We start from the raw sequence: 19,479 nt of genomic DNA, 5'->3' as shown, positions 1-19,479 counted from the left end.
TCGTGTTTGATTGGCAACGCTTTTTTCCATTTCAGCAGTTTTCCAAGGACGGATTAAAAAACGCTGACCCGAAAGATGTGGAGCAATATATCCACCACATGATGAAAAGCGTTTTCGGACCGGGGTATGCAGTTCAATTTCCTTTTCGTGACCCTCTCTCAAAAGAAACACCGGCGGCAGATGAATCTGATCCGATTGATATTTTTGAAACGACAAGCCATGTATTTGTTAAAGTACCGCTCACCAAAGAACAGCTTAACCTTCTGAAAATTAAACATACTTCACAAACCCTGATCATAGAAAACTACCCTGAAAAAGGGCGGCAGGAAAAAGTCGTTCTCCCCTCTCTAGTACGCAGAAAGGGTACGAAAGCAATATTTAAAGACGGCATTTTGGAAGTGATGTTCTTAAAAAATGAGGACTTTAACCTGTCTGAAATCGACATCACGTTTTGAAAACGGCCAGCTTGGAGAAGCAGGCTGTTTTTTTTCTTCCTGTACCATCTTAACACTAGTCCTCATGGATGATCATCTCATTTGCCTGACATCAGGCTGTGCCTTTACATTTCGACAGTGTTAGTCATTATTCCTTAAAAAGTCCCTGTAACTATTTCCTCTTTCGGCTGCTGTCAGTTAGTCCTTATAATGATAATGGTTCTCAATTTATAAAACAGGAGGATGAATATGAAAAAGAAAATCAGCCTATTGATCACAGCAATGTTTTTGACGATCCTTTGTTTTTCACCCCAAGCTTCTGCTGCATACAACTCACTGCATACGGGCTACGCCACTTATACGGGGTCAGGTTACTCCGGCGGTGCATTGCTTTTGGATCCGATTCCGTCCAATATGAAGATCACCGCTTTAAATCCGACAGATATGAATTACCGCGGAGTGAAAGCAGCTCTTGCCGGCGCCTATCTGCGGGTTGAAGGGCCGAAAGGAAAAACGACCGTCTATGTGACCGATCTGTATCCTGAAGGCGCGCCGGGCGCTCTTGACCTTTCACCGAACGCTTTTCGCGAGATCGGCGATATGAAAGACGGCAAAATCAACATTAAATGGCGTGTAGTCAAAGCGCCGATTACCGGCAATTTCACTTACCGGATCAAAGAAGGCAGCAGCCAGTGGTGGGCGGCGATCCAAGTCAGAAATCACAAATATCCCGTCATGAAAATGGAATATTACAAAGACGGAAAGTGGATCAACATGGAGAAAACGGACTACAACCATTTCGTCAGCACCAATCTCGGGACAAGTCCGCTTAAAGTCAGAATTACAGATATCCGAGGAAAAGTCGTAAAAGACACGATAAAAAAACTGCCGGAAAACGGGACGTCAAGCGCATATACCGTACCTGGAAAAGTACAGTTCCCTGACTGATCGATCCGGAAAGAATGAGACGGCGGCCAAAGGCGAAAAGATTCGCAAGCTTTGGCCGCCGCTTCATATTGGACATCCGGCATTTAGATGCCAGCAACAATTGGCTTATTGATCAATAGCCCGGTCCCGCCCCTCTGTATGGAGCTGCGCCCGGAACACCTCCGTACGGAACGGCCCCAGGAGCTGCCCCGTAGCCGTAATAAGGCGCGCCGCCGTAAGGTCCCGGGTATGGCGGCGGGTAAGCGTAAGGCCTTGGGTAGTTAAAAATCGCGCTTCCGAGAAAACCGCCCAGCAATCCGCCGACAAGCGGCGCTCCAAAACCCCAGAATAACGGGAATCTGGCCGGGTATCCGGCAGGACCTGATCTCGAATAAAGCATATGAGGGTTCATTGGCTTTTATCCTCCTTTATGTCTGCCTATAGTAAAGGTATTCATAAAGTCGGGAAACGTTTGGGCTATTCTTCATAAATCATTTTTTTTGTCATTCCGCCGTCCACTGTCAAGTTTGTACCGGTGACAAAGCGATTGTCCGGATCGGTCAAATAAAAGCATGCTTTGACGATATCCTGAGGGCGGCCGACCCTGTTTGACAAATGCTGCCCGTGGTCAATAGGCCGCAGGGCAGTATCATCCCCGGTTTCGATCCACCCCGGGGAAATGCTGTTGACGACGATCGAATCTTTGCTTAAAGACGCGGCCAATGCGTGAGTCAAAGCGATTAAGCCCCCTTTTGACGCGGCATAGGCTTCCGAGTCCGGCTCGGACATAAACGCCCTTGTCGAAGCGATATTAACGATGGCTCCGCCTGTTTTCGCTTCTTTCATTTGTTTGGCGGCTTCTCTTGCGCAAAGAAACGCGCCTTTCAAATTGGTATTCAGAACATCGTCCCATTCTTGCGCCGTCAAGTCATAAGGGGACTTCCAAACTGATCTGCCCGCGTTATTAATGAGCGCCGATATCGAACGGCCGTTTCGGGAAGCTTCCTGCATCAGCCGTTTCACATCTTCTTCAGATCCTACATCACAAACCGCAAACTGAACGCGCGCTCCGGAAGCGGTCAGCTCTTTTTCAAGCTGTTCCCCCTCTTCCTTCAGTACATCGGCAAATACGACGATAAAACCTTTTTGAGCATAGGCGGCCACCAGGTCTCTTCCGATGCCTTTGGCCCCGCCTGTAATAACGACTGTTTCTTTACTAGTCAATCCGGTCAGCTCCCTTCCGGATCGCAATGATGTTCAGCCCAGGTTTGTATCTCTTTGAGGACAGGCTCCAGCGCCGTTCCCTTGTCTGTCAATTGATAGATGACTTTTACCGGCGTTTCCGGCAGCACTTGGCGCTCGATTATTTTGCAGTGTTCGAGCTCTTTTAAACGTTCAGCCAGCATTTTTTGGCTAATCATCGGTATCATTTCGGTCAAGTCTTTAAACCGTTTAGGACCATCCAATAAAACATGGATGATCAATCCATTCCATCGTTTGCCGAGTAAAGAAAAGGCGGCTTCCATTCTAGGACACATTGTAAACCCCAATTCTCTCACCCCTCCATATCCAGTTGACAAATATAATGTGTGCTATTAAAATACTCATTAAAGTTACAAAAAGTAAGTTTCTAACTTTTTGTCTGACTCTATCATAACATGTTTAGCCCAAAGGAGGAAGTCACATGTCTTCACAAGAAAACACCGCTCTCAACATTCTGGAAGAGCGTACTTCGATTAAAGAATATGACACAAGCGTTTCCATTTCCAAAGAGGAGCTGACAAAGCTGCTGAGCGTCACAACAAAGGCTCCGTCAGCCTGGAATCTGCAGCACTGGCATTTTACAGTCTTCCACAGCCAGGAATCAAAAGATAAGCTCCTTCCAATCGCGTTCAACCAAAAACAAGTCAGCCAGGCATCTGCGGTTGTAGCTGTGCTTGGAGACTTACAAGCGAACCTGAACGGTGAAGCCGTATACGGGCCTCTGACAGAAGCAGGTTATATGACCGAAGACATTAAAAACACGCTGCTCGGACAAATCAACGGCGCTTATCAAAACAGCGGATTTGCAAGAGACGCTGCCTTTACAAACGCATCGCTCGCGGCCATGCAGCTGATGATTGCAGCTAAAGCAATGGGCTATGACACATGCGCGATGGGCGGATTTGACAAGCAAGCGTTCGTGAAAGAATTCAACATCGATGAACGCTATGTACCGGTCATGCTGATTTCGATCGGAAAACCGGTCAAACCTGCACACAAAAGCAATCGTTTTGATGTGTCTGACGTATCTACATGGCTGTAAACATGCTAAAAACCTTAGTCCCCAAAAAGGACTAAGGTTTATTTTTATGCTTTTATATGCTTTTCATACCAGATTTTCGCCTGGTCGATCTCGCTGTGTGTCAGCTGATGGCCGCCGCTTTCCCAGTGAAGGAGCACTTGGGCGCCGGCGTTTGTGAAATAGCCGGCAAGCTCGCTTGATTCCTGGGGCGGACAGAGAGGGTCTGTTTTGCCGGCTCCAATGAACACGGGCAGGCCTGTCATATCAGGGAGCTTGCGATTTCTAAACGGAACCATCGGATGATGCAAAATCGCCCCTTTCAGTACACGTTCATGACGGAACAGGAGACTTCCCGCGATATTGGCGCCGTTTGAATAGCCGATTGCGACTACCCGGCTCCTGTCAAAGTGAAATTCATTTGCGACTTCATCTAAAAACGTTTTTAATTCATCCGTCCGGTCGATCAAATCTTTCTCGTCAAACACCCCTTCTCTCAAGCGCCTGAAAAACCGGGGCATTCCGTTTTCCAGCACATTTCCCCTGACTCCGAGCAAATTTGCATCGGAATCAATCATCCTGCCGATCGGCAGAAGATCGTGTTCGTTTCCCCCTGTTCCATGCAATAACAACAGGGTCGTATCAGAATTCCCTTTCTCATATATATGATTCATTTCCTTTCACTCCTTTTCCCATTTTGTTTTCGCGATGTCATTGCGCCAGTCTTTCCAGCGGTTCATCAATCAAAAAGCCCCCGTTCGCCTCTCCTGTGTGGTGATCCCCTTCATTCTGTTTTATCTCGAATTCGAGATATTAATTATTGTAAAGTTATACTTTCGAATATGCAAGTCAGAATGGCTGTTTAAATAATTTAAAAAATCACTTTTTTCTAATAATTATCTTGTGATTAAATCTGACAACTGCTATGATTATGAACATTAAAATCGCTAAAGGAGGAAAAAAGGTGAATCAACAGCTTTTTAAATGGGTTCTGTTCATCATCCCTTTTATCGGGCAGCTTGCCTTGCTGCCATTTGTAAACCGGATTGATCCGATCGTTTTCGGACTTCCATTTTTTCATTTTTGGCTGGTGCTGTGGATTGTGCTGACACCGATGATCACATTTGCGATTTACAGATTTGAGAAAAGAAACGGAGGTTATGAGTGATGCAGGGAAATTTAACCGCGCTCCTCATTACCGCCGGCATTATTTTGACCGTGGTCTGTATCGGGTTTATCGCCGGCAGCAATAAGCAGTCGCGGAAATCGGTTGAAGAGTGGTCCGTCGGCGGAAGGCGGTTCGGAGGGCTGCTCGTCTGGTTTCTTGTAGGTGCCGACTTGTATACGGCTTACACGTTTTTAGGATTGACAAGCACCGCTTTTACAAGCGGAAGCGTCGCTTTTTTCGCGATTCCTTATTCGGTTTTGGCCTATTTCATCGCCTACTTTTTTCTGCCGAAGATTTGGAAGGTGGCGAAAGTACACCAGCTCACAACGCTGGCCGATTACGCAAGGGAACGCTTCAGCAGCAAGCTCCTGTCTTCGCTTGTTGCGATTGTCGGCGTCTTAATGCTGATCCCGTATATCTGCCTGCAGCTCAGCGGAATTCAGGATACGCTTCAAGTCGCGGGTACAGGGTTTATTAACGTCAATGTCGTCGTAATCATTTCGTTCGTCCTTGTCGCGCTTTATACGTTTTTCAGCGGCATCAAAGGTCCTACATATACCGCCATTATTAAAGACATTTTAGTTTGGGTGATGATGCTGTTTATGGTCGTTTCGTTGCCGCTCATCCATTTTAACGGCTGGACGCCGATGATTGACAAGCTGGCAAATGAAGCGCCGCATATGCTGACAATCCCTTCTGACGGACCTCGCGGAATCGCCTGGTTCATCACGGCATCGATCGTTTCCGCGTTGGCTCTGTTCATGTGGGCCCATGCGGCGACAGGCGTTTTCACGGCGAACAGCGCGGATGCACTCAGAAAGAACAGTATGTTTCTGCCGCTGTACAATATTGTATTGATTTTAGTCATTTTCTTAGGCTTTATCGCATTTCTCGTACTTCCTGATGACATTAATCCGAGATTTGCATTGCTGTATTTAATTCAAAGTTCCTACGGCGGCGTCACGCAAGGATTCGCCTATTCAACGATTGCCCTGGCAAGTCTGATCCCGTGTTCGATTATGGCGATTGGGGCGTCCAACCTGTTCGCTAACAATTTATACCGCGATTTGATCAACCCCCGCGTTTCAGGACAAAAACTGACGATCATCACCCGCTCGATGGTATTCGTCGTCATCGGCTTGGCCCTTTTATTCGGAATGCTGTTCCCGGCAGCGCTTGTAACGCTTCAGCTTCTCGGTGTATCAGGCATGGTGCAGATATTCCCTGCCATCGTCATCAGCCTGTTCTGGAAAAACCAGACGAAGGAAGCGACGATCATCGGTCTCCTCATCGGCCTTGCCGTTACATTTACCGTTTATTTGACAGGAGCCACTTTCGGCATTTACGAAGGCTTCTGGGGGCTTGCCGCCAACCTTTTGACTGTTGTCTTGTTGAATCCGTTATTTGTGAAAAATGTAAAACACAATTCTGTGATCAACTATTTGTTCCATACTAAGAAGAATGTGCAAAAAAGCGCTTGATTACTAAAAAAACCCTTACGCTCCGTGTGAGCGTAAGGGCTTCTTTTATTTCTCTTTTTTTAAGATCTCAATCGCTTTATCTAGCTGCGTATCATTGTCGGCAAGCTTATCTTGCAGCTTGCTTGTCATGCTGATTGTCGTCTCGCCCGTTAGGATGCCTGTCGCTTTCAGCTTTTGGTCTTTTTGATAAGCCTTAACGGCAGCCTCCGTCTGTGCGTCGAATGCCCCTGTCGCATTCAGCTTATAGCCGAGCGCTTGGAGCATTTGCTGGGCGGCTTTCACTTCGTCTCCGGTGCTGCCTGCCTTATACTCTTTTTTGGAATCCAGGTACGGCAGTTTGGCATAGCTTGGGAGCTCTGCTTTATATTGAGGTTTGATTCCTTTTTCGTGAATCCAGTCTCCATTTGGCGTCAGCCACTTGGCAATCGTCAGCTTGACGGTCGATCCGTCGGAGAAGCTCTCCGCATTTTGAACCGTTCCTTTTCCAAACGTATTTTCACCCACAATCGGGATGCCTGAAGACTGGTGAAGTGCTGCGGCCATGATCTCAGCGGCGCTTGCCGTTCCTCCGTTGACGAGAACGACGGTCGGCTTGTTCACTTTTCGTTCCTTCTCAGCTTTGTACACTTCTTTTTTTCCGTTTTTGGATTCAACCTGCATAATGGTTTTGCCTTTATCGACAAACAGGTTGCTCATCATAATCGCTTGGTCCATCAGGCCGCCAGGATTGCCTCTGAGGTCAAGCACGAATCGTTCCGCACCTTTTTCAGACAAGTCATCAATGGCTTTTGTCAGTTCCTTTGCGGTATTTTCAGAGAAAGACGTAATTTGGATTTCACCGATGTTGCCGTCGATCATTTTGGAGTACACCGTTTCGATCGGAATCGTATCCCGCTTAATCGTAACATCGATTTGGCCGACGCCTCCCCTGTTGAGAACAAGCTTGACATTCGTGCCTTTTTTGCCGCGGATCATTGCTGTCGCTTCGTTGACGGTCTTGCCTTTTACACTTTTGCCGTCCACTTTCTGAATTTCATCATGCGGCTTTAAGCCGGCTTTTTCTGCGGGAGATCCTTTAATAGGCGCGACGATTAGAATTTGTCCATTTTTTTCTTCTACTTGGGCGCCGATTCCTTCAAAAGAAGAGGTAATGCTTTCTTCAAAGCTTTTAGCTTCTTTCTTATCCATGTATGTTGAATATGGATCATCCAAAGCTCCAAGCATCCCTTTAATCGCCCCGTCAGTCAGCTTTTCATCGTCTGCATTTTGATAATAGTCGCTCTTGATTTTGTCGTACGCCGCCATCAGCTTTTCGAATTTCTCGGAGTCTGAAGCGGAATATACTGAACCGCCGCTGCCTTTGCCCGCCAGATATAGCGTCAGTGCGGAGGCGGCGACAGCCGTAATCAATACAGCCAAAAAGAGTTTTAACTGCTGTTTCAAACGAACACCACCTTTTCTTCTTACCATATTATCATGGACGAATCTTTATTCGTCAACTCGAATCACTCAGGGTCCGATTTTCCGGGCTGCTGGCATTCGATCGTTTTTCAACCATTATTCCGCTTTTGCATATGCATACAAAAAAGGAGGGATTTCAATTTGAGCGATTATTTAGACATGCTCGCCAGCTTCGGCGTCTCATCCGCTCATCCCGGCGGGATGTCCCTGTCAAAGGCAGTGCTCGCCAAAGCCGGCCTCGACCCTGAGCAGCCGATTCTTGATGCAGGCTGCGGAACCGGCCAGACCGCCGCTTATTTGGGGCAGCTGCTGTTTCCTGTCACTGCCCTTGACGCCGACCCGGTCATGATCGATAAAGCCAAACAGCGTTTTAAAAAAGAACAGCTATCCATTCCGGTTGTCCACTCTCCCCTCGAGGAAATGCCGTTTCAGTCTGAAAGCTTTGCCTGTGTATTATCTGAATCTGTGCTGAGCTTCACAAATATCCGGTCCGCTTTACAGGAAATCCGGCGGATTTTAAAACCTGGAGGGACGCTGATCGCGATCGAAGTCTGCCTTAAGGAAGGCAAAGCTCTGACAGACGAAGCCAAAAAAGAAATCACGGACTTTTACGGATTCACCGCTTTATATGCCGAGGATGAATGGGTTAATGTTCTGCGGGAAGAAGGATTTTCAAAGGTTAACATCATCCCTGTCCTATTGGAAGACGCAGCAGAACCTGATGACGCCGTTGAAATGGATCTGTCGCCTTCGATTTCCGACAAAAACTATGAAACAATGGAAAAACACCTGCATTACCTGGAAAAATACCGGGACTCTCTTGATCATATTATTTTTATATCACATCTATAAACCATCATTTGTCCTCCTTCTTTCGTCCAACCTTTTCTATTAAATCCGTCATAAGCTGATTAGGAATAGATAAGATGATGGAAGGAGCATTCAAGTGGACAGATATTACAGGTTTTGCCACCAAAATGTTGGCAGAGTTGCGAGAATCACCGACAAAAGAGGCCGCGTCCATGTCGGAAGAATCGTCCGTGTATCACCAAGCAAAGTTTATATCGCCCCGATGATCAGACGGGGAGGCCCCGGATTCGCCTACGGATATTACGGCGGCGGGTGGGGTTGGGGCCCTGTATACGGACTTGGCCTCGGTCTAATTGCCGGTGTAGCCCTTGCAGGCTTGTTTTTTTGGTAATATGAAAAGGCCGATTGATATCGGCCTTTTTTCTTTTATATCTTTTTCACTTGTTTAAAATACTCTTCAAGCGTCAAGTCGTGTTCCTGGATAACTTTAGCTGCTTTTTTGCCTACATAGCGCAGGTGCCAAGGTTCATACTTATATTTCGTAATGTCTTCTTTGTTTTTCGGATAACGGATGATATAGCCGTATTTGTAGGCGTTCTTCTCGACCCATTGTCCGTCTTTCGTATTGCCGAAGTCCTCTGATAAGGCGAAGCCGTTGCTTTTGCTGGAAATATCCATCGCAAGTCCTGTCTGATGCTCGCTTTGACCCGGATATGCCACAGCTTCTTTCGCCTTTTCTTCTCCCTTTTGGCTCACTTCGTTGTTATAGATCGCTTTTTGTCTGTCATAGGATCTGTAGCCGGACACCGCAGCCAGTTCATAGCCTTCTTTTTTCGCGGCACTGAACATCTCTTCAAGCGCTTTGGCGGCTTCTTTTCTGATATACCGCTTGTCAATATCCTCGGTAAAAGAAAACGCGACATCAGGCACTGTCAAGTCGCTCGGTGCATAGTTACCGGGAAGCGCGTACTCTTTATTGACAAGCGCCAGTATGTTTTCCGGATTTTGAATCGTCGGCAGCCCGTCTACATCTTTAATTTGATTAAAATACTTGCTCTCAAGTATGAACTCCTGATCTTCCAGGCTGCTGTCGTCCTTTTGGTCTTTCGCATCTTTGCTTGCATTTGCAGTGTTCTGTGTTTTAGCCGTATCATTTTGCTTCTGTTCAGTCATGGTACATCCTGTGCCAAGCAGAACCGCTGCACTCAGCAATGAAGCAATCGTCACGTATTTGTACTTTCCGTTCATTCGAATCCATCCTTTTTCAGTGCATGTATCTGGTTACAATGCGGTATCCAGAGCCAGCAGAATCATATCATTAAAGGTCGTCTGTCTTTCTTCTGCCGTTGTTTCCTCGCCGGTAATAACGTGATCGCTGACCGTTAAAATGGAGAGGGCTTTTCGGCCGAATTTCGCAGCTAATGTATAAAGCGCCGTCGTTTCCATCTCGACCGCAAGCACTCCGTGTTTGGCAAGCTTCTCAATTTGGCTGTCGTCATTATAGAATTGATCCGCCGTAAACACGTTCCCTGCCGTAACCGGGATGTTCCGCTCACTTGCAGCGTCATAAGCAGCTTTTAACAGGCCGAAGTCTGCGCAGGGCGCAAAGTCGATCGAACCGAATGCCACTCTGTTGATTTGCGAATCGGTTGATGAAGTCATTGCCAGAATGACATCTCTTACATTGACGTCTTTTCTGATCGCACCGCACGATCCGACGCGGATCAGGTTTTTCACATCATAGCTTCTGATCAGTTCATTGACATAAATTGAAATAGACGGCACACCCATGCCTGTCCCCTGTACGGAAACGCGCTTTCCTTTATAAGTGCCCGTAAAGCCGTACATTCCCCGTACTTCGTTATAACATTCAACGTTTTCCAAATATGTATCAGCGATATATTTTGCACGCAGCGGGTCTCCCGGCAGCAGCACCGTTTCTGCAATTTGTCCTTTTTCTGCGCCAATATGTACGCTCATGAATATTCCTCCTGCCTTTTTAAAGCTGATTGGTGATGATGATTGCAGCATCCACTCGCATATGTATTATAAACCAACATCGCGGAAAAAGAAAATAAAGCCCTGCAACGCTTCGGCATCATTCTTTTGTTGTCATGTTTAAAAAAGGACAGGCATACCTTTAAAAAAGAATCATTACGATTAGCTATTTCAGGATGGAGGAAAAGTGATGTTTCGTTCACTTAATAGTTATTTAATCGACTTTACCGGGCTTGTTGTCATCGGTGTTTTGCTATGCCTTGTGTCAGCCGGCGGATCGCTCGCCGCAGGCCTCCCCTTCCAGATTCCGGCTTCCGTTCAGCAGCTGAATACGATTTTCATCAGCATTTTAATCGAAGCTCTTCCCTTTGTATTAATCGGGGTATTGATCGCCGGTTTCATCCAGATTTTTGTGACTGAAGAGCACATCCGCTCGCTTTTTCCAAAAAACAGGTTTTCAGGAGTAATTGTCAGCTGTTTGCTCGGCGCTTGTTTTCCGGCTTGCGAATGCGGAATTGTCCCGATCGTGAGAAGGCTCGTCTCAAAAGGCGTTCCCATCTACGCCGGCGTCGGCTTTCTGTTGACAGGTCCGCTGATCAATCCGATTGTCATCTTATCCACTTTTATGGCATTTGGCAATGATTTGCGAATGGCCGTTTTAAGGGTTGCTGTCGGTTTTGCCGCAGCGGTCATCATCGCTTTTGCGATCAGCATGATGTTCCGCTCCAGCCAGCTGAAAACGGAAAGCAGCATAACAGCTGCACACTGCGCCCATTCCGGCAGACAATCCCCTTTTTCGGAAAAGCTATTTGATATGCTGAAACACGCTGTTGACGAATTCTTTGATATGGGAAGGTTTCTGATTATCGGCGCTTTAATTGCCGCACTTGTGCAAACCTACCTCCCGTTAAAATCGCTGTTTTTGTTCGGAGGGGGCATGCTCGACTCGGCATTGGTCATGATGGGACTGGCTTACTTCTTATCACTGTGCTCTGAAGCGGATGCATTTATCGGCGCCTCCTTCTCCAATTTGTTTCCTTCTTCGTCCATCCTTGCTTTTCTCGTATACGGACCGATGCTCGATTTAAAAAATACGGTCATGATGCTGCATGCGTTTAAGCCGAAGTTCGTCATTTGTTTGTCTGTTCTGATCACAGTTGTTGTCTATGTTTGTATCAAATTTGTCAGTTTGCTTTAGAAAGGAGGTTTCACCAATGGTTTTTCAGCCTCGGCAATTTTTGCGCGCACTCGTGTTGGCGGCTTTTTCCGTCTTTATTTTCAAGCTCCATTACACAGGGGAAATTAATAAGCTGATCAATCCGAAATACGATTACACAAGCCTCATCGCCGCAGGTGTGTTTGCGTTTCTGTTTATCATTCAGCTGACAAGGGTCTGGACAGTGAAGGATGACCACTCTGGAGATTGCGGCTGCGGACATGATCATGACGAATCAAAGCCTTTTTTCATCAGGCTGATGCATTATGGCGTAATCACGCTTCCCCTTATCACCGGATTCACCCTTTCCCCGGCTGTACTGAATTCGTCTGTCGCCGCCAATAAAGGGACGATGCTCACCAAAACGGAGATCGCCCCTCAAACCGAAGGCGAAAAGGAACATGTCATGACACCGGAGATTCAGCAGGGGCTCGCCGATTCAGCGATGCCGAAGTCGGCGTATGACCGGAAGATGGAGCAATTTAAGCATGAAAAGCGAATTGTCATGAATGACGATATGTTTGCAGACTATTATGATGAAGTGACAAGCCGTCTTGATCATTACATTGGAAAAGAAATCACGGTCAAAGGCTTCGTCCATAAGGAAGCGGGGCTGAGCGCACGCCAGCTCGTGCTGTCCCGATTTATGATCACGCACTGCATTGCAGACGCCAGTCTGATCGGGTTTCTCGCCGAATGGAGCGGCGCTGAGCAATTGCAGCCTGATACATGGATTGAATTGGAAGGAACGCTCGGCAAAGCATCTTATAACGGCGCTGTCATCCCGATCATCCGCACGAAGCGATGGAAGGAGATCAGCGAGCCGAAGCAGCCGTATGTCTACCCGGCCGCGATCAATATGACAGATTAAAGACGACTTTCTCTTGGATAAATAGCGGGGCGTTTAGTCATCCTATTTTTTAGGAAGGAGGTCATAAATGATGGGCAAAAAACAGCGAAACAGAGTCACCGGTCTGAAAAAGAACAACCACATCCCGACAAAGGACGTCATCGCAGCAGAGGATGCACACGAAAAGGAATTCAGCGCCAGAAAACGAAAGAATACAACATAAAAAAACTGCGGACAGCGCTTCCGCAGTTTTTTCAGCTTTACGATGACTGCAGCAAAATGCGGTTGATTTTGCTCCATCCCGTAGACAGCAGTTTATAATAGGTTTTTCCCTTTCTTCCTTCATCGATTAAAACGATGTCGCCTGTTGCAAGGAATCTCGCCTTATAATCATTCGGCACCGTGTCATAAACATTGAAAGTGGAAAATGCCCGTTCCAGCACATCTTCATGGGTTCTGCCGTTTATTTCCGTTCTGTAAACCATTTCATATCCCTTATCTTCACCAAAGCAAGGCGTTTGAAAAATCGTCACATCATAAGGTGTCAGCTTCTTTTTAAACAGTTGAAACATTAACGGCAATACAGATCCCTCCTTTTTTTATACAATTGGCGCTTCGCGGCTCAATCCCTTTGACTACTTTTGTCGAACAAGCGGGTACTTTTCGCCAATTTTTTTGAAGATGAAAAACAGCGCCAGACCGAGAGAAAATCCTGAGATGACATCTGCCATATAATGAACGCCGAGATACATGCGGCTGATGCCGATGAGTCCGACGATAAAGCCTGTCCACATGTAAAGTGCGCGGCTGCGTTGTTGAAAAAAAGGAATGCAGAGCAAAAAGAGATATGCGATAAACGGATATATGCTCGCCGCATTCATTGAATGGCCGCTCGGAAAGCTGTGTGACGATTCGTGGACGAGCGGGTTTATCGCAGGGCGCTCTCTGGCAATCCAGCCTTTTAAAGCTTCATTGGCCGTTCTTTCAACAAAAAACAGCAAATAAAGATACAGTGATGCCGCTGCTTTTTTATAGACGGCAAGTACCAAGGTTAAAGCAAGCATCAGCGGCAGCATGAAGCCGCTTGACCCAAGCTCTGTCACCGCTTTAAAAAACGCTGTGAGAACCGGGTGTCTGACAGATTCGAGAGCCTGTATCACGCTCACATCAAACGATTGAACCGCCGGGATGCGGATAAGAATGGCCATCATTGCAAAGACAGCGGCTGAAAATAGTGCTTTATACATTGAAAAAATCAGTGCCTCCTTGTCATTGTTTTTAAACATTTTACACCCGGCTCCCCCGCCGGGCAAATTTATAAGAAAAACCGGAGCAGGTGCGCCCCGGTCCCTTTTTTCAATCCTCTATATGCTCATCTATCATACATTTTGCAATCAGATAATCAAAGGTGATATCGGCAATTTCGAATAGTTCGTCCTCGCTCGGTATGTAGCCTCTTCTTGTCAGCTCTAGATAAAAAAAATCAGCGATTTCTTCTGTATCTATCATCAGTTCAATTTCTTTCATTGTGATCGCCTCCTTATTCTGATGTATGAGCTGGCATCCGGTTTTATAACCGGTTTGTCATAATGTTTGTCCTCTGTCATATACATGTCGTAACAAGACAAAAGCCGGAAGGGGAAAAGAAAATGATCCAAAAAACGCTTGAAGCACTTGACGGAGAAGGGTTTGACCTGGTATTGGGGAAGGTCTTGAAAGCCATGTTCGGCCTGATTGTGTTCGGCTGTTTTCCTTACTTTTTATATTTGTTGTTTATCATTTGAAATATTCCTTCAGGCTGCTTAACACAAACTCCATCATTTCTTTATATTCCGCATCCTGAAACATTTCATACAATACTTTATAGTCATTGTAAATATCAAGCAGCTCATCCACGACAGCAACAGCCATGTTGCGCTCATGCTCATGCTCCTCGGGATCCCCCGCGAATGGCAGAAACACCTTTTCAGATATCGGTTCATCAAGCTCTTGTCCGGCTTCGCCGACATAATGAACAAACAGAAGCTGATGGACGAACTGGTCCATTTCGTAAGTTCTGAGAACGAGCGTTAAATCTTCTTCTTCGGTTTCAAGCCATTCCCCGTCTTTCAAACGGGTCAGCTCGTAAATGATGTCTTCCCAGCCATCCTCCACATATCTCCAAATTTCCGTTCTGTGCCCGGTGATTTTAAACAATTCTTTGCCGTAATCTTTTACATAGACGACATCCCCGATTAAAAATTCATATTCGATATCAAGCTTTTCCGTATCGACAATGACCCCGTCATAATCTTTGTAGAGCTGAAGAGAAGTTTCAAAATAAAGCACTTCATTATGATTGACTTCATACAAAAAATGCTTATCGATTTTATGAACTTTTGTAATCGTTCCGACCGTCCCGTACATCACGACAACGACAACATCCCCGACTTTGAATTTAGGCGCGTTTGACTTCATATTTGGATTCCCCCTTGCCTTGAAGCTTCCGTGTTACGCTTATCGTATGCTGAGTGCTGTTAATTCGCATGGGCTAAGGTTACAAAGCCCGATGAGTTTTCCGAAAAGCCCAGCCGGCTTTAGGCGAACGTAAAAAATCCGCAGTTATTCAGAACTGCGGATTTTTTATCGCTTTGTTTCCGAAATATATTGCTCCCAAGCCTCATCAAATGTCGTCATTGACGATAAATAATCCCCATTAAGCTCAAGGTAAGAGCTGATTTCATCGTAATGAGTTGATGTCTTGGGAAATCCGTGATCAAGATAAGCGTGGTTCGCAAATTCGCTGATCGCGTCCTTCGGTTTCGGATGGCGGTATTTCATTAAATAATGGTAAAAAGACTTCACGGTCTCCCCTCCTGTCCTCTTTTGATGTTCTATTATACAGGGCGTCTGAAAAAATACAAACAAAAAAAACCGGCAAAAAGCCGGCTTCATGAAGAAAAATCAAAGTAATTGCGCTTCAATATGCGCTCTGTTTTCATCAGCGCATCATACGAAACGGACGAAGGCAGTTTTTTTGTATCGATCAAGAGCAGCTGATTTTCAATTTCCCAAGTGACATTGTCCTCCTGATAGACCATGCCGCAGCCTTCGCATTCCACCGCAGGTGTATCGGTGATTTCGATCGCTTTCGTCCCGTCAGGAAGCTCCCAATAAACCGCCGTGCGGGCTTCCCCGGCTTTTTCTTCACTGCACCATTCACACCTCTTCATTGCACACGCCCCTCAGCTTCGCCTTCTTTTTTTTGCTGAGCAAGGAATTTCTTTTCTTTCAATTCATCGCGCTTTGCCCGGCGGCTTTTCAATGTTTCATGATCGGGCCTTGTGGAATAGCTCTCCCTTCTTTCAAGCCGTTTTAAGCCGTCCGGTGTGTATGAAAGAGCTTGATCCGCATAGATTGCCGATATGCCGATCTCCTCTTTTTCCTTCATTACATCAGGGAAAATTTTGGAAAAATGGTCGTCAGCTCTTCCCGGAATATAGTTCTCAGGCTCAGGATAAGACGTAATGACGCCTTCAAAATTGCGGAGCACGACTTTATCGGGGCTTTGCGAAATCAAGTAATTCGGCTGTATGGCGATTTTTCCGCCCCCGCCCGGCGCGTCAACGACAAAGGTAGGGACTGCATAGCCGCTTGTGTGTCCGCGCAAGCCTTCAATGATTTCAAGACCTTTGGAGACAGGCGCTCTGAAATGGCCGATTCCTTCAGACAAATCGCATTGATAGATATAATACGGACGGACTCTGATTTTCACCAAATCATGCATCAGCTTTTTCATAATGGAAACGCTGTCATTTATACCAGCCAAAATCACGGCCTGATTGCCGACCGGAACCCCGGCGTTGACCAGCTTCTCACAGGCTTCCTTCGCTTCCTTCGTGATTTCGATGCTCGTGTTGAAATGCGTATTCAGCCAGACGGGATGATACTTTTTCAAAATGCTGCAAAGTTTGTCGGTAATCCGCTGCGGGAAGACGACCGGGGCTCTCGTGCCGATCCGGATGATTTCCACGTGCGGGATCGCACGGAGGTTTTTCAAAATATATTCAAGAATTTGATCGTTAATGAGAAGGCCGTCCCCTCCTGAAATCAGGACATCCCTGACATCGGGCGTATCCCGGATATATGCGATCGCCTGATCGAGCTGCTTTTTCGGCACGCCCATGCCGATTTGTCCGGAAAAACGCCGCCTTGTACAGTATCTGCAGTACATCGAGCATTGATTAGTGACGAGAAACAAAACCCGGTCCGGATAGCGGTGGGTTAAGCCGGGGACAGGCGAATCTTCATCCTCATGAAGGGGATCTTCAAGGTCGTATTTTGTTTTGTGCATTTCTTCTGCCAGGGGCACCGACTGCATTCTGATCGGACAGCGCGGATCATCCGGATCCATCAGTGAAGCGTAATACGGCGTAATATTTAAAGGGATCGTCTTTGTGGAGATTCTCACCCCTTCTTCTTCCTCTTTCGTAAGATTGACGACTTTTTTCAAATCGTCAAGCGTTCTGACGGTGTTGGTCAGCTGCCAGATCCAGTCGTTCCATTTTTCCTCGGGAACATCTTTCCAAAGCTCAATATCCTTCCAGTGCCTTTTCGGCTGAAACAGACCGTTTTCCATCTTTCATCCCCCTATCAGCATTTTCCCTATACTTTTCAGGTTATGTGACCGGTGTGAAAAGTGTCTCTTCAAATATAAAACCCGCGGAAGACCGCTTTTTAAGACCGGCTTAAATTTTTGCACCAGATGTTCATGTTCTCGATGGTTTTATAAATGAGGCAGTTGTTCAAAAGCCGGCCCCTATATGAGTATGATAAATGATAAAGACTGGCGTTCATCCCGAAAGAAGCTGCTCTTGCGATTGAATAAACGTAAAAGATACCCGCTTGTTTCAAATCGGTTTCGAGTGCGGCAATCAGCCGCCTCGTCAATGAAAAGCCCCTGTATTCCGGCAGGACGGCGCAGTCTGTTATTTCCGCATTCCCCAAAACGGGATTCACGTCTGCACCTGCTGATGCAATCACTTTTTCCCCGTCAAAAGCGAGGTAGTAAACAGCCCCTTTCCCCATCGCTTCCTTAAGATATGCCGGATCTGAAACAGGCGCGGGGTATACAGGAAAGACGCAGTTGTAGAGATCGGCGAGACCAGGCGCATCACTGGAGGCGGCCCGCCTGATTTGAAAGGAAGCGTTTTGGGCCTCCGCGATGCGGGGAGTGCTGAACAGCTCTGTCAGCATTTGATCCTGCGCAAGCCAGTCAGCGGTTTTTCGCCTGTCTTCTTTCACATATTTTACGAACACGTCAGCATCATGCCCGTTAAAGTATCCGTCAATTTTCCCTTCCGGTTCAAACGTCCGCTCAAGCAAAGCGTTTCTGTCATTCGTTTTGGTGAAAACGATCATTTTCCCTATGCCGTGTTTTTTTGCTTCTTTCAATATGGCGGGAAAAAATGAACACACATCGCCTTCATAATTGATGATTCTGATTCTTTTACTGAACAAGTCGACATCCGCTTCAAGCGTACAGCTGTCATTGCTCCATTTTTCCACCATATTTAACCTCCAAAACAGCTGATCTTTTCACCGTTCATAATCACACCAATTCATAATAAACAGGCTGATGATTTTGGCTGACTGAATCAGGGCGTCTTTTTCAATGTATTCATTTGCCTGGTGAGCCATTTTCGTTTCTCCCGGACCGAAGACGATGACAGGGGTGCCTCCGGCGTGCGACAATATTCCGCCGTCTGTCGCCCACGGGGAAGCTTCGATTAGGGGATCGTTTGCCGTGATGGTTTGATAGGCGGATTTCAGCACTTTCGTCAGTTCATGGTCTTCAGCCAAATCGTTTGGGAGCCACATGGCGCCGAACCATTCTATGTCAACAGGGTAGTGTTTAAACCATTCATCATGGTATTGAAGATCATTGAGCCAGTTTTCAAACTCGGACTGGACGGCTTCAGGAGATTCGTTCGGAGCGATTCCGCACCTTCCTTCCAGTGTCACCGTGTCAGCGACCGATGAAGGCCATGCGCCTCCTTTGATCGTGCCGATGTTAATCGGAACCGGAATCGGGATATTGTCATACAAAGAATCTGTTATTCTTTTATTCCTGACCTGTTCAAGCTGGCGAAGCGACTGGATGACAAGCATGCTTTTTTCAATGGCGCTGACACCTTCATATCTTGTGCCGCCGTGTGCAGAAAGCCCTTTGACCGTGATTCTGAACCACATCGACCCCTGCTGCTTAATAAACATTTTCATATTTGTCGGCTCGGGAATCAAAGCGCCGTCCGCCTTGTAGCCCCTCATGACGGCCGCCAGCGTCCCGGCTCCGCCACACTCCTCGTCTACGACACTTTGAAAAATCAGGTCTCCTTTTAATTGAACCCCGCATTGCTCCAGCGCTTCCATCGCCATTAAAAGAGCCGTATTGCCGCCTTTCATGTCAGTTGTGCCCCGGCCGTATATTCGTCCTTGCTTCATGACCGGCTGAAAAGGCTCCGTCTCCCAGTCTTTTCTGTTTCCTTCAGGCACGACATCGATGTGTCCGTTTAAGATCAGCGATTTCCCGCCGCCCTTTCCTCTTTTGACAGCCGTAATATTCGGGCTTTCTTTAAAGCTTGTTCTGTCTGATTTAAACAGCGGGTGCTGTTCCAATTGCTTCATGCTCGGCTCCCAGACATCGATTTCAGCTTCGAATTGCCTCAGTTTCTCCAGGACGACAGCTTGGGCGGTAAATTCACTGCCCATTGTGCTTTTTTCTCCGACGAGTTTTTTCAAAAGGCGAACCGCTTTTTTCTCGTGCGAATCGATCCAATCGCACACCTTTCTCTCTATGTTCTCCATCCAATTC

27 protein-coding genes are annotated in these 19,479 nt (G+C 46.7%); 11 read left to right on the top strand and 16 right to left on the bottom strand.

All coding sequences use genetic code 11. From position 1 onward, the window contains the following. Positions 1–2: 2 nt before the first annotated feature. Together KI350_RS13375 and exlX are read left to right on the top strand one after the other, a co-directional pair. Positions 3–455, top strand: a complete 453-nt coding sequence (locus KI350_RS13375; RefSeq protein ID WP_065643852.1) for a spore gernimation protein GerT — start codon at positions 3–5, stop codon at positions 453–455. Positions 456–683: 228 nt separating this feature from the next. Continuing rightward, positions 684–1,382 (top strand): expansin ExlX, encoded by a 699-nt coding sequence (gene exlX, locus KI350_RS13370; RefSeq protein WP_065643851.1) that lies wholly within the window; start codon positions 684–686, stop codon positions 1,380–1,382. A gap of 112 nt (positions 1,383–1,494) precedes the next feature. Here exlX and KI350_RS13365 read toward each other — a convergent pair whose 3' ends face one another. From KI350_RS13365 to yodB, 3 genes are all read right to left on the bottom strand, one after another. Next, positions 1,495–1,773 carry a hypothetical protein gene (locus tag KI350_RS13365; RefSeq protein WP_065643850.1) on the bottom strand — a complete coding sequence of 93 codons (279 nt, stop codon included), beginning with the start codon at positions 1,771–1,773 and terminating at the stop codon, positions 1,495–1,497. A 65-nt stretch (positions 1,774–1,838) separates the two neighbouring features. Beyond that, on the bottom strand, positions 1,839–2,585 hold the full coding sequence (locus KI350_RS13360; protein WP_065643849.1) for an SDR family NAD(P)-dependent oxidoreductase: 747 nt from the start codon (positions 2,583–2,585) through the stop codon (positions 1,839–1,841). A gap of 5 nt (positions 2,586–2,590) precedes the next feature. After that, positions 2,591–2,911, bottom strand: coding sequence for a transcriptional regulator YodB (gene yodB, locus KI350_RS13355; RefSeq protein ID WP_065643848.1), 321 nt, complete (start codon positions 2,909–2,911; stop codon positions 2,591–2,593). A gap of 134 nt (positions 2,912–3,045) precedes the next feature. On the opposite strand from yodB, the gene KI350_RS13350 reads away from it, so the two are divergent. Further along, the gene (locus KI350_RS13350) at positions 3,046–3,666 is read left to right on the top strand and encodes a nitroreductase family protein (protein WP_065643847.1); all 621 of its coding nucleotides are present in this window, start codon (positions 3,046–3,048) and stop codon (positions 3,664–3,666) included. Positions 3,667–3,710: 44 nt separating this feature from the next. Here KI350_RS13350 and KI350_RS13345 read toward each other — a convergent pair whose 3' ends face one another. After that, positions 3,711–4,316 carry an alpha/beta hydrolase gene (locus KI350_RS13345; protein WP_065643846.1) on the bottom strand — a complete coding sequence of 202 codons (606 nt, stop codon included), beginning with the start codon at positions 4,314–4,316 and terminating at the stop codon, positions 3,711–3,713. A 290-nt stretch (positions 4,317–4,606) separates the two neighbouring features. Here KI350_RS13345 and KI350_RS13340 point away from each other — a divergent pair, with 290 nt between their 5' ends. Together KI350_RS13340 and KI350_RS13335 are read left to right on the top strand one after the other, a co-directional pair. Then, positions 4,607–4,810, top strand: coding sequence for a DUF3311 domain-containing protein (locus KI350_RS13340; protein WP_020451835.1), 204 nt, complete (start codon positions 4,607–4,609; stop codon positions 4,808–4,810). Then, positions 4,810–6,291 (top strand): sodium:solute symporter family protein, encoded by a 1,482-nt coding sequence (locus KI350_RS13335; protein WP_145645770.1) that lies wholly within the window; start codon positions 4,810–4,812, stop codon positions 6,289–6,291. Before KI350_RS13340 ends, KI350_RS13335 begins: the two co-directional genes overlap by 1 nt. Before the next feature lie 45 nt (positions 6,292–6,336). On the opposite strand, the gene KI350_RS13330 is transcribed toward KI350_RS13335, so the two are convergent. After that, positions 6,337–7,734 carry a S41 family peptidase gene (locus tag KI350_RS13330; protein WP_212930496.1) on the bottom strand — a complete coding sequence of 466 codons (1,398 nt, stop codon included), beginning with the start codon at positions 7,732–7,734 and terminating at the stop codon, positions 6,337–6,339. Between the two features lie 159 nt (positions 7,735–7,893). Here KI350_RS13330 and KI350_RS13325 point away from each other — a divergent pair, with 159 nt between their 5' ends. Continuing rightward, complete coding sequence (locus tag KI350_RS13325) at positions 7,894–8,604, top strand: class I SAM-dependent methyltransferase (RefSeq protein ID WP_145645774.1); 711 nt, start codon at positions 7,894–7,896, stop codon at positions 8,602–8,604. 94 nt (positions 8,605–8,698) lie between these two features. Then, the gene (locus KI350_RS13320) at positions 8,699–8,953 is read left to right on the top strand and encodes a hypothetical protein (protein ID WP_145645776.1); all 255 of its coding nucleotides are present in this window, start codon (positions 8,699–8,701) and stop codon (positions 8,951–8,953) included. Between the two features lie 35 nt (positions 8,954–8,988). Here KI350_RS13320 and KI350_RS13315 read toward each other — a convergent pair whose 3' ends face one another. After that, positions 8,989–9,810, bottom strand: a complete 822-nt coding sequence (locus tag KI350_RS13315) for a M15 family metallopeptidase (protein ID WP_145645777.1) — start codon at positions 9,808–9,810, stop codon at positions 8,989–8,991. 33 nt (positions 9,811–9,843) lie between these two features. Continuing rightward, the gene (gene deoD, locus KI350_RS13310; protein WP_003182742.1) at positions 9,844–10,542 is read right to left on the bottom strand and encodes a purine-nucleoside phosphorylase; all 699 of its coding nucleotides are present in this window, start codon (positions 10,540–10,542) and stop codon (positions 9,844–9,846) included. 208 nt (positions 10,543–10,750) lie between these two features. Between deoD and KI350_RS13305 the strand changes: the two genes are divergently transcribed. From KI350_RS13305 to KI350_RS13295, 3 genes are all read left to right on the top strand, one after another. Further along, positions 10,751–11,758 carry a permease gene (locus KI350_RS13305; RefSeq protein WP_020451841.1) on the top strand — a complete coding sequence of 336 codons (1,008 nt, stop codon included), beginning with the start codon at positions 10,751–10,753 and terminating at the stop codon, positions 11,756–11,758. 16 nt (positions 11,759–11,774) lie between these two features. Then, entirely contained in the window at positions 11,775–12,647 is an 873-nt protein-coding gene (locus KI350_RS13300; protein ID WP_025811279.1) for a TIGR03943 family putative permease subunit, read from the top strand. Positions 12,648–12,717: 70 nt separating this feature from the next. Further along, positions 12,718–12,849, top strand: a complete 132-nt coding sequence (locus tag KI350_RS13295) for a hypothetical protein (protein WP_023857374.1) — start codon at positions 12,718–12,720, stop codon at positions 12,847–12,849. Positions 12,850–12,886: 37 nt separating this feature from the next. Here the strand turns inward: KI350_RS13295 and KI350_RS13290 are convergent, their stop codons facing one another. The 3 genes from KI350_RS13290 to KI350_RS13280 form a co-directional block, all read right to left on the bottom strand. After that, positions 12,887–13,198, bottom strand: a complete 312-nt coding sequence (locus KI350_RS13290) for a YodL domain-containing protein (RefSeq protein ID WP_031305173.1) — start codon at positions 13,196–13,198, stop codon at positions 12,887–12,889. A gap of 63 nt (positions 13,199–13,261) precedes the next feature. Beyond that, complete coding sequence (locus KI350_RS13285) at positions 13,262–13,873, bottom strand: phosphatase PAP2 family protein (protein WP_023857376.1); 612 nt, start codon at positions 13,871–13,873, stop codon at positions 13,262–13,264. Positions 13,874–13,982: 109 nt separating this feature from the next. Continuing rightward, positions 13,983–14,153, bottom strand: a complete 171-nt coding sequence (locus KI350_RS13280; protein ID WP_020451846.1) for a YozD family protein — start codon at positions 14,151–14,153, stop codon at positions 13,983–13,985. 122 nt (positions 14,154–14,275) lie between these two features. Between KI350_RS13280 and KI350_RS23040 the strand changes: the two genes are divergently transcribed. Next, the gene (locus KI350_RS23040; protein ID WP_020451847.1) at positions 14,276–14,410 is read left to right on the top strand and encodes a hypothetical protein; all 135 of its coding nucleotides are present in this window, start codon (positions 14,276–14,278) and stop codon (positions 14,408–14,410) included. Here the strand turns inward: KI350_RS23040 and KI350_RS13275 are convergent. The 6 genes from KI350_RS13275 to KI350_RS13250 all read right to left on the bottom strand — a co-directional run bounded on the left by KI350_RS13275 (position 14,403) and on the right by KI350_RS13250 (position 19,472). Next, positions 14,403–15,083, bottom strand: a complete 681-nt coding sequence (locus KI350_RS13275) for a hypothetical protein (RefSeq protein WP_020451848.1) — start codon at positions 15,081–15,083, stop codon at positions 14,403–14,405. The two genes, KI350_RS23040 and KI350_RS13275, sit on opposite strands and share 8 nt — an antisense overlap. A 165-nt stretch (positions 15,084–15,248) precedes the next feature. Beyond that, complete coding sequence (locus KI350_RS13270; RefSeq protein WP_020451849.1) at positions 15,249–15,470, bottom strand: YozE family protein; 222 nt, start codon at positions 15,468–15,470, stop codon at positions 15,249–15,251. An 86-nt stretch (positions 15,471–15,556) separates the two neighbouring features. Continuing rightward, a complete protein-coding gene (locus KI350_RS13265) occupies positions 15,557–15,838 on the bottom strand; it encodes a YokU family protein (RefSeq protein ID WP_020451850.1) in 282 nt (93 codons plus the stop codon). Further along, the gene (gene kamA, locus KI350_RS13260) at positions 15,835–17,244 is read right to left on the bottom strand and encodes a lysine 2,3-aminomutase (RefSeq protein WP_065643843.1); all 1,410 of its coding nucleotides are present in this window, start codon (positions 17,242–17,244) and stop codon (positions 15,835–15,837) included. Before kamA ends, KI350_RS13265 begins: the two co-directional genes overlap by 4 nt. Positions 17,245–17,342: 98 nt before the next feature. After that, the gene (ablB, locus tag KI350_RS13255) at positions 17,343–18,176 is read right to left on the bottom strand and encodes a putative beta-lysine N-acetyltransferase (protein ID WP_023857378.1); all 834 of its coding nucleotides are present in this window, start codon (positions 18,174–18,176) and stop codon (positions 17,343–17,345) included. A gap of 27 nt (positions 18,177–18,203) precedes the next feature. Further along, on the bottom strand, positions 18,204–19,472 hold the full coding sequence (locus KI350_RS13250) for a peptidase (protein WP_026579416.1): 1,269 nt from the start codon (positions 19,470–19,472) through the stop codon (positions 18,204–18,206). Between the last annotated feature and the right edge of the window lie 7 nt (positions 19,473–19,479).

Origin of the sequence: Bacillus sp. J41TS8, from assembly GCF_018333035.1 — a bacterium.
GTDB lineage: Bacteria > Bacillota > Bacilli > Bacillales > Bacillaceae > Bacillus > Bacillus paralicheniformis.
Note: the sequence above shows the minus strand (reverse complement) of the source record. Positions and strands in the feature narration are given on the sequence as shown.

Bases quoted from the DNA above. Each gene is read 5' to 3' on its own strand.
- ablB (WP_023857378.1), bottom strand. From the start codon at position 18,176: ATGGTGGAAAAATGGAGCAATGACAGCTGTACGCTTGAAGCGGATGTC.
- KI350_RS13365 (WP_065643850.1), bottom strand. From the start codon at position 1,773: ATGAACCCTCATATGCTTTATTCGAGATCAGGTCCTGCCGGATACCCG.
- deoD (WP_003182742.1), bottom strand. From the start codon at position 10,542: ATGAGCGTACATATTGGCGCAGAAAAAGGACAAATTGCAGAAACGGTG.
- KI350_RS13300 (WP_025811279.1), top strand. From the start codon at position 11,775: ATGGTTTTTCAGCCTCGGCAATTTTTGCGCGCACTCGTGTTGGCGGCT.
- KI350_RS13335 (WP_145645770.1), top strand. From the start codon at position 4,810: ATGCAGGGAAATTTAACCGCGCTCCTCATTACCGCCGGCATTATTTTG.
- KI350_RS13250 (WP_026579416.1), bottom strand. From the start codon at position 19,472: ATGGAGAACATAGAGAGAAAGGTGTGCGATTGGATCGATTCGCACGAG.
- KI350_RS13290 (WP_031305173.1), bottom strand. From the start codon at position 13,198: ATGTTTCAACTGTTTAAAAAGAAGCTGACACCTTATGATGTGACGATT.
- KI350_RS23040 (WP_020451847.1), top strand. From the start codon at position 14,276: ATGATCCAAAAAACGCTTGAAGCACTTGACGGAGAAGGGTTTGACCTG.
- KI350_RS13280 (WP_020451846.1), bottom strand. From the start codon at position 14,153: ATGAAAGAAATTGAACTGATGATAGATACAGAAGAAATCGCTGATTTT.
- KI350_RS13350 (WP_065643847.1), top strand. From the start codon at position 3,046: ATGTCTTCACAAGAAAACACCGCTCTCAACATTCTGGAAGAGCGTACT.
- kamA (WP_065643843.1), bottom strand. From the start codon at position 17,244: ATGGAAAACGGTCTGTTTCAGCCGAAAAGGCACTGGAAGGATATTGAG.
- KI350_RS13345 (WP_065643846.1), bottom strand. From the start codon at position 4,316: ATGAATCATATATATGAGAAAGGGAATTCTGATACGACCCTGTTGTTA.
- KI350_RS13305 (WP_020451841.1), top strand. From the start codon at position 10,751: ATGTTTCGTTCACTTAATAGTTATTTAATCGACTTTACCGGGCTTGTT.
- KI350_RS13295 (WP_023857374.1), top strand. From the start codon at position 12,718: ATGGGCAAAAAACAGCGAAACAGAGTCACCGGTCTGAAAAAGAACAAC.
- KI350_RS13275 (WP_020451848.1), bottom strand. From the start codon at position 15,083: ATGAAGTCAAACGCGCCTAAATTCAAAGTCGGGGATGTTGTCGTTGTC.
- KI350_RS13265 (WP_020451850.1), bottom strand. From the start codon at position 15,838: ATGAAGAGGTGTGAATGGTGCAGTGAAGAAAAAGCCGGGGAAGCCCGC.
- KI350_RS13285 (WP_023857376.1), bottom strand. From the start codon at position 13,873: ATGTATAAAGCACTATTTTCAGCCGCTGTCTTTGCAATGATGGCCATT.
- exlX (WP_065643851.1), top strand. From the start codon at position 684: ATGAAAAAGAAAATCAGCCTATTGATCACAGCAATGTTTTTGACGATC.
- KI350_RS13315 (WP_145645777.1), bottom strand. From the start codon at position 9,810: ATGAACGGAAAGTACAAATACGTGACGATTGCTTCATTGCTGAGTGCA.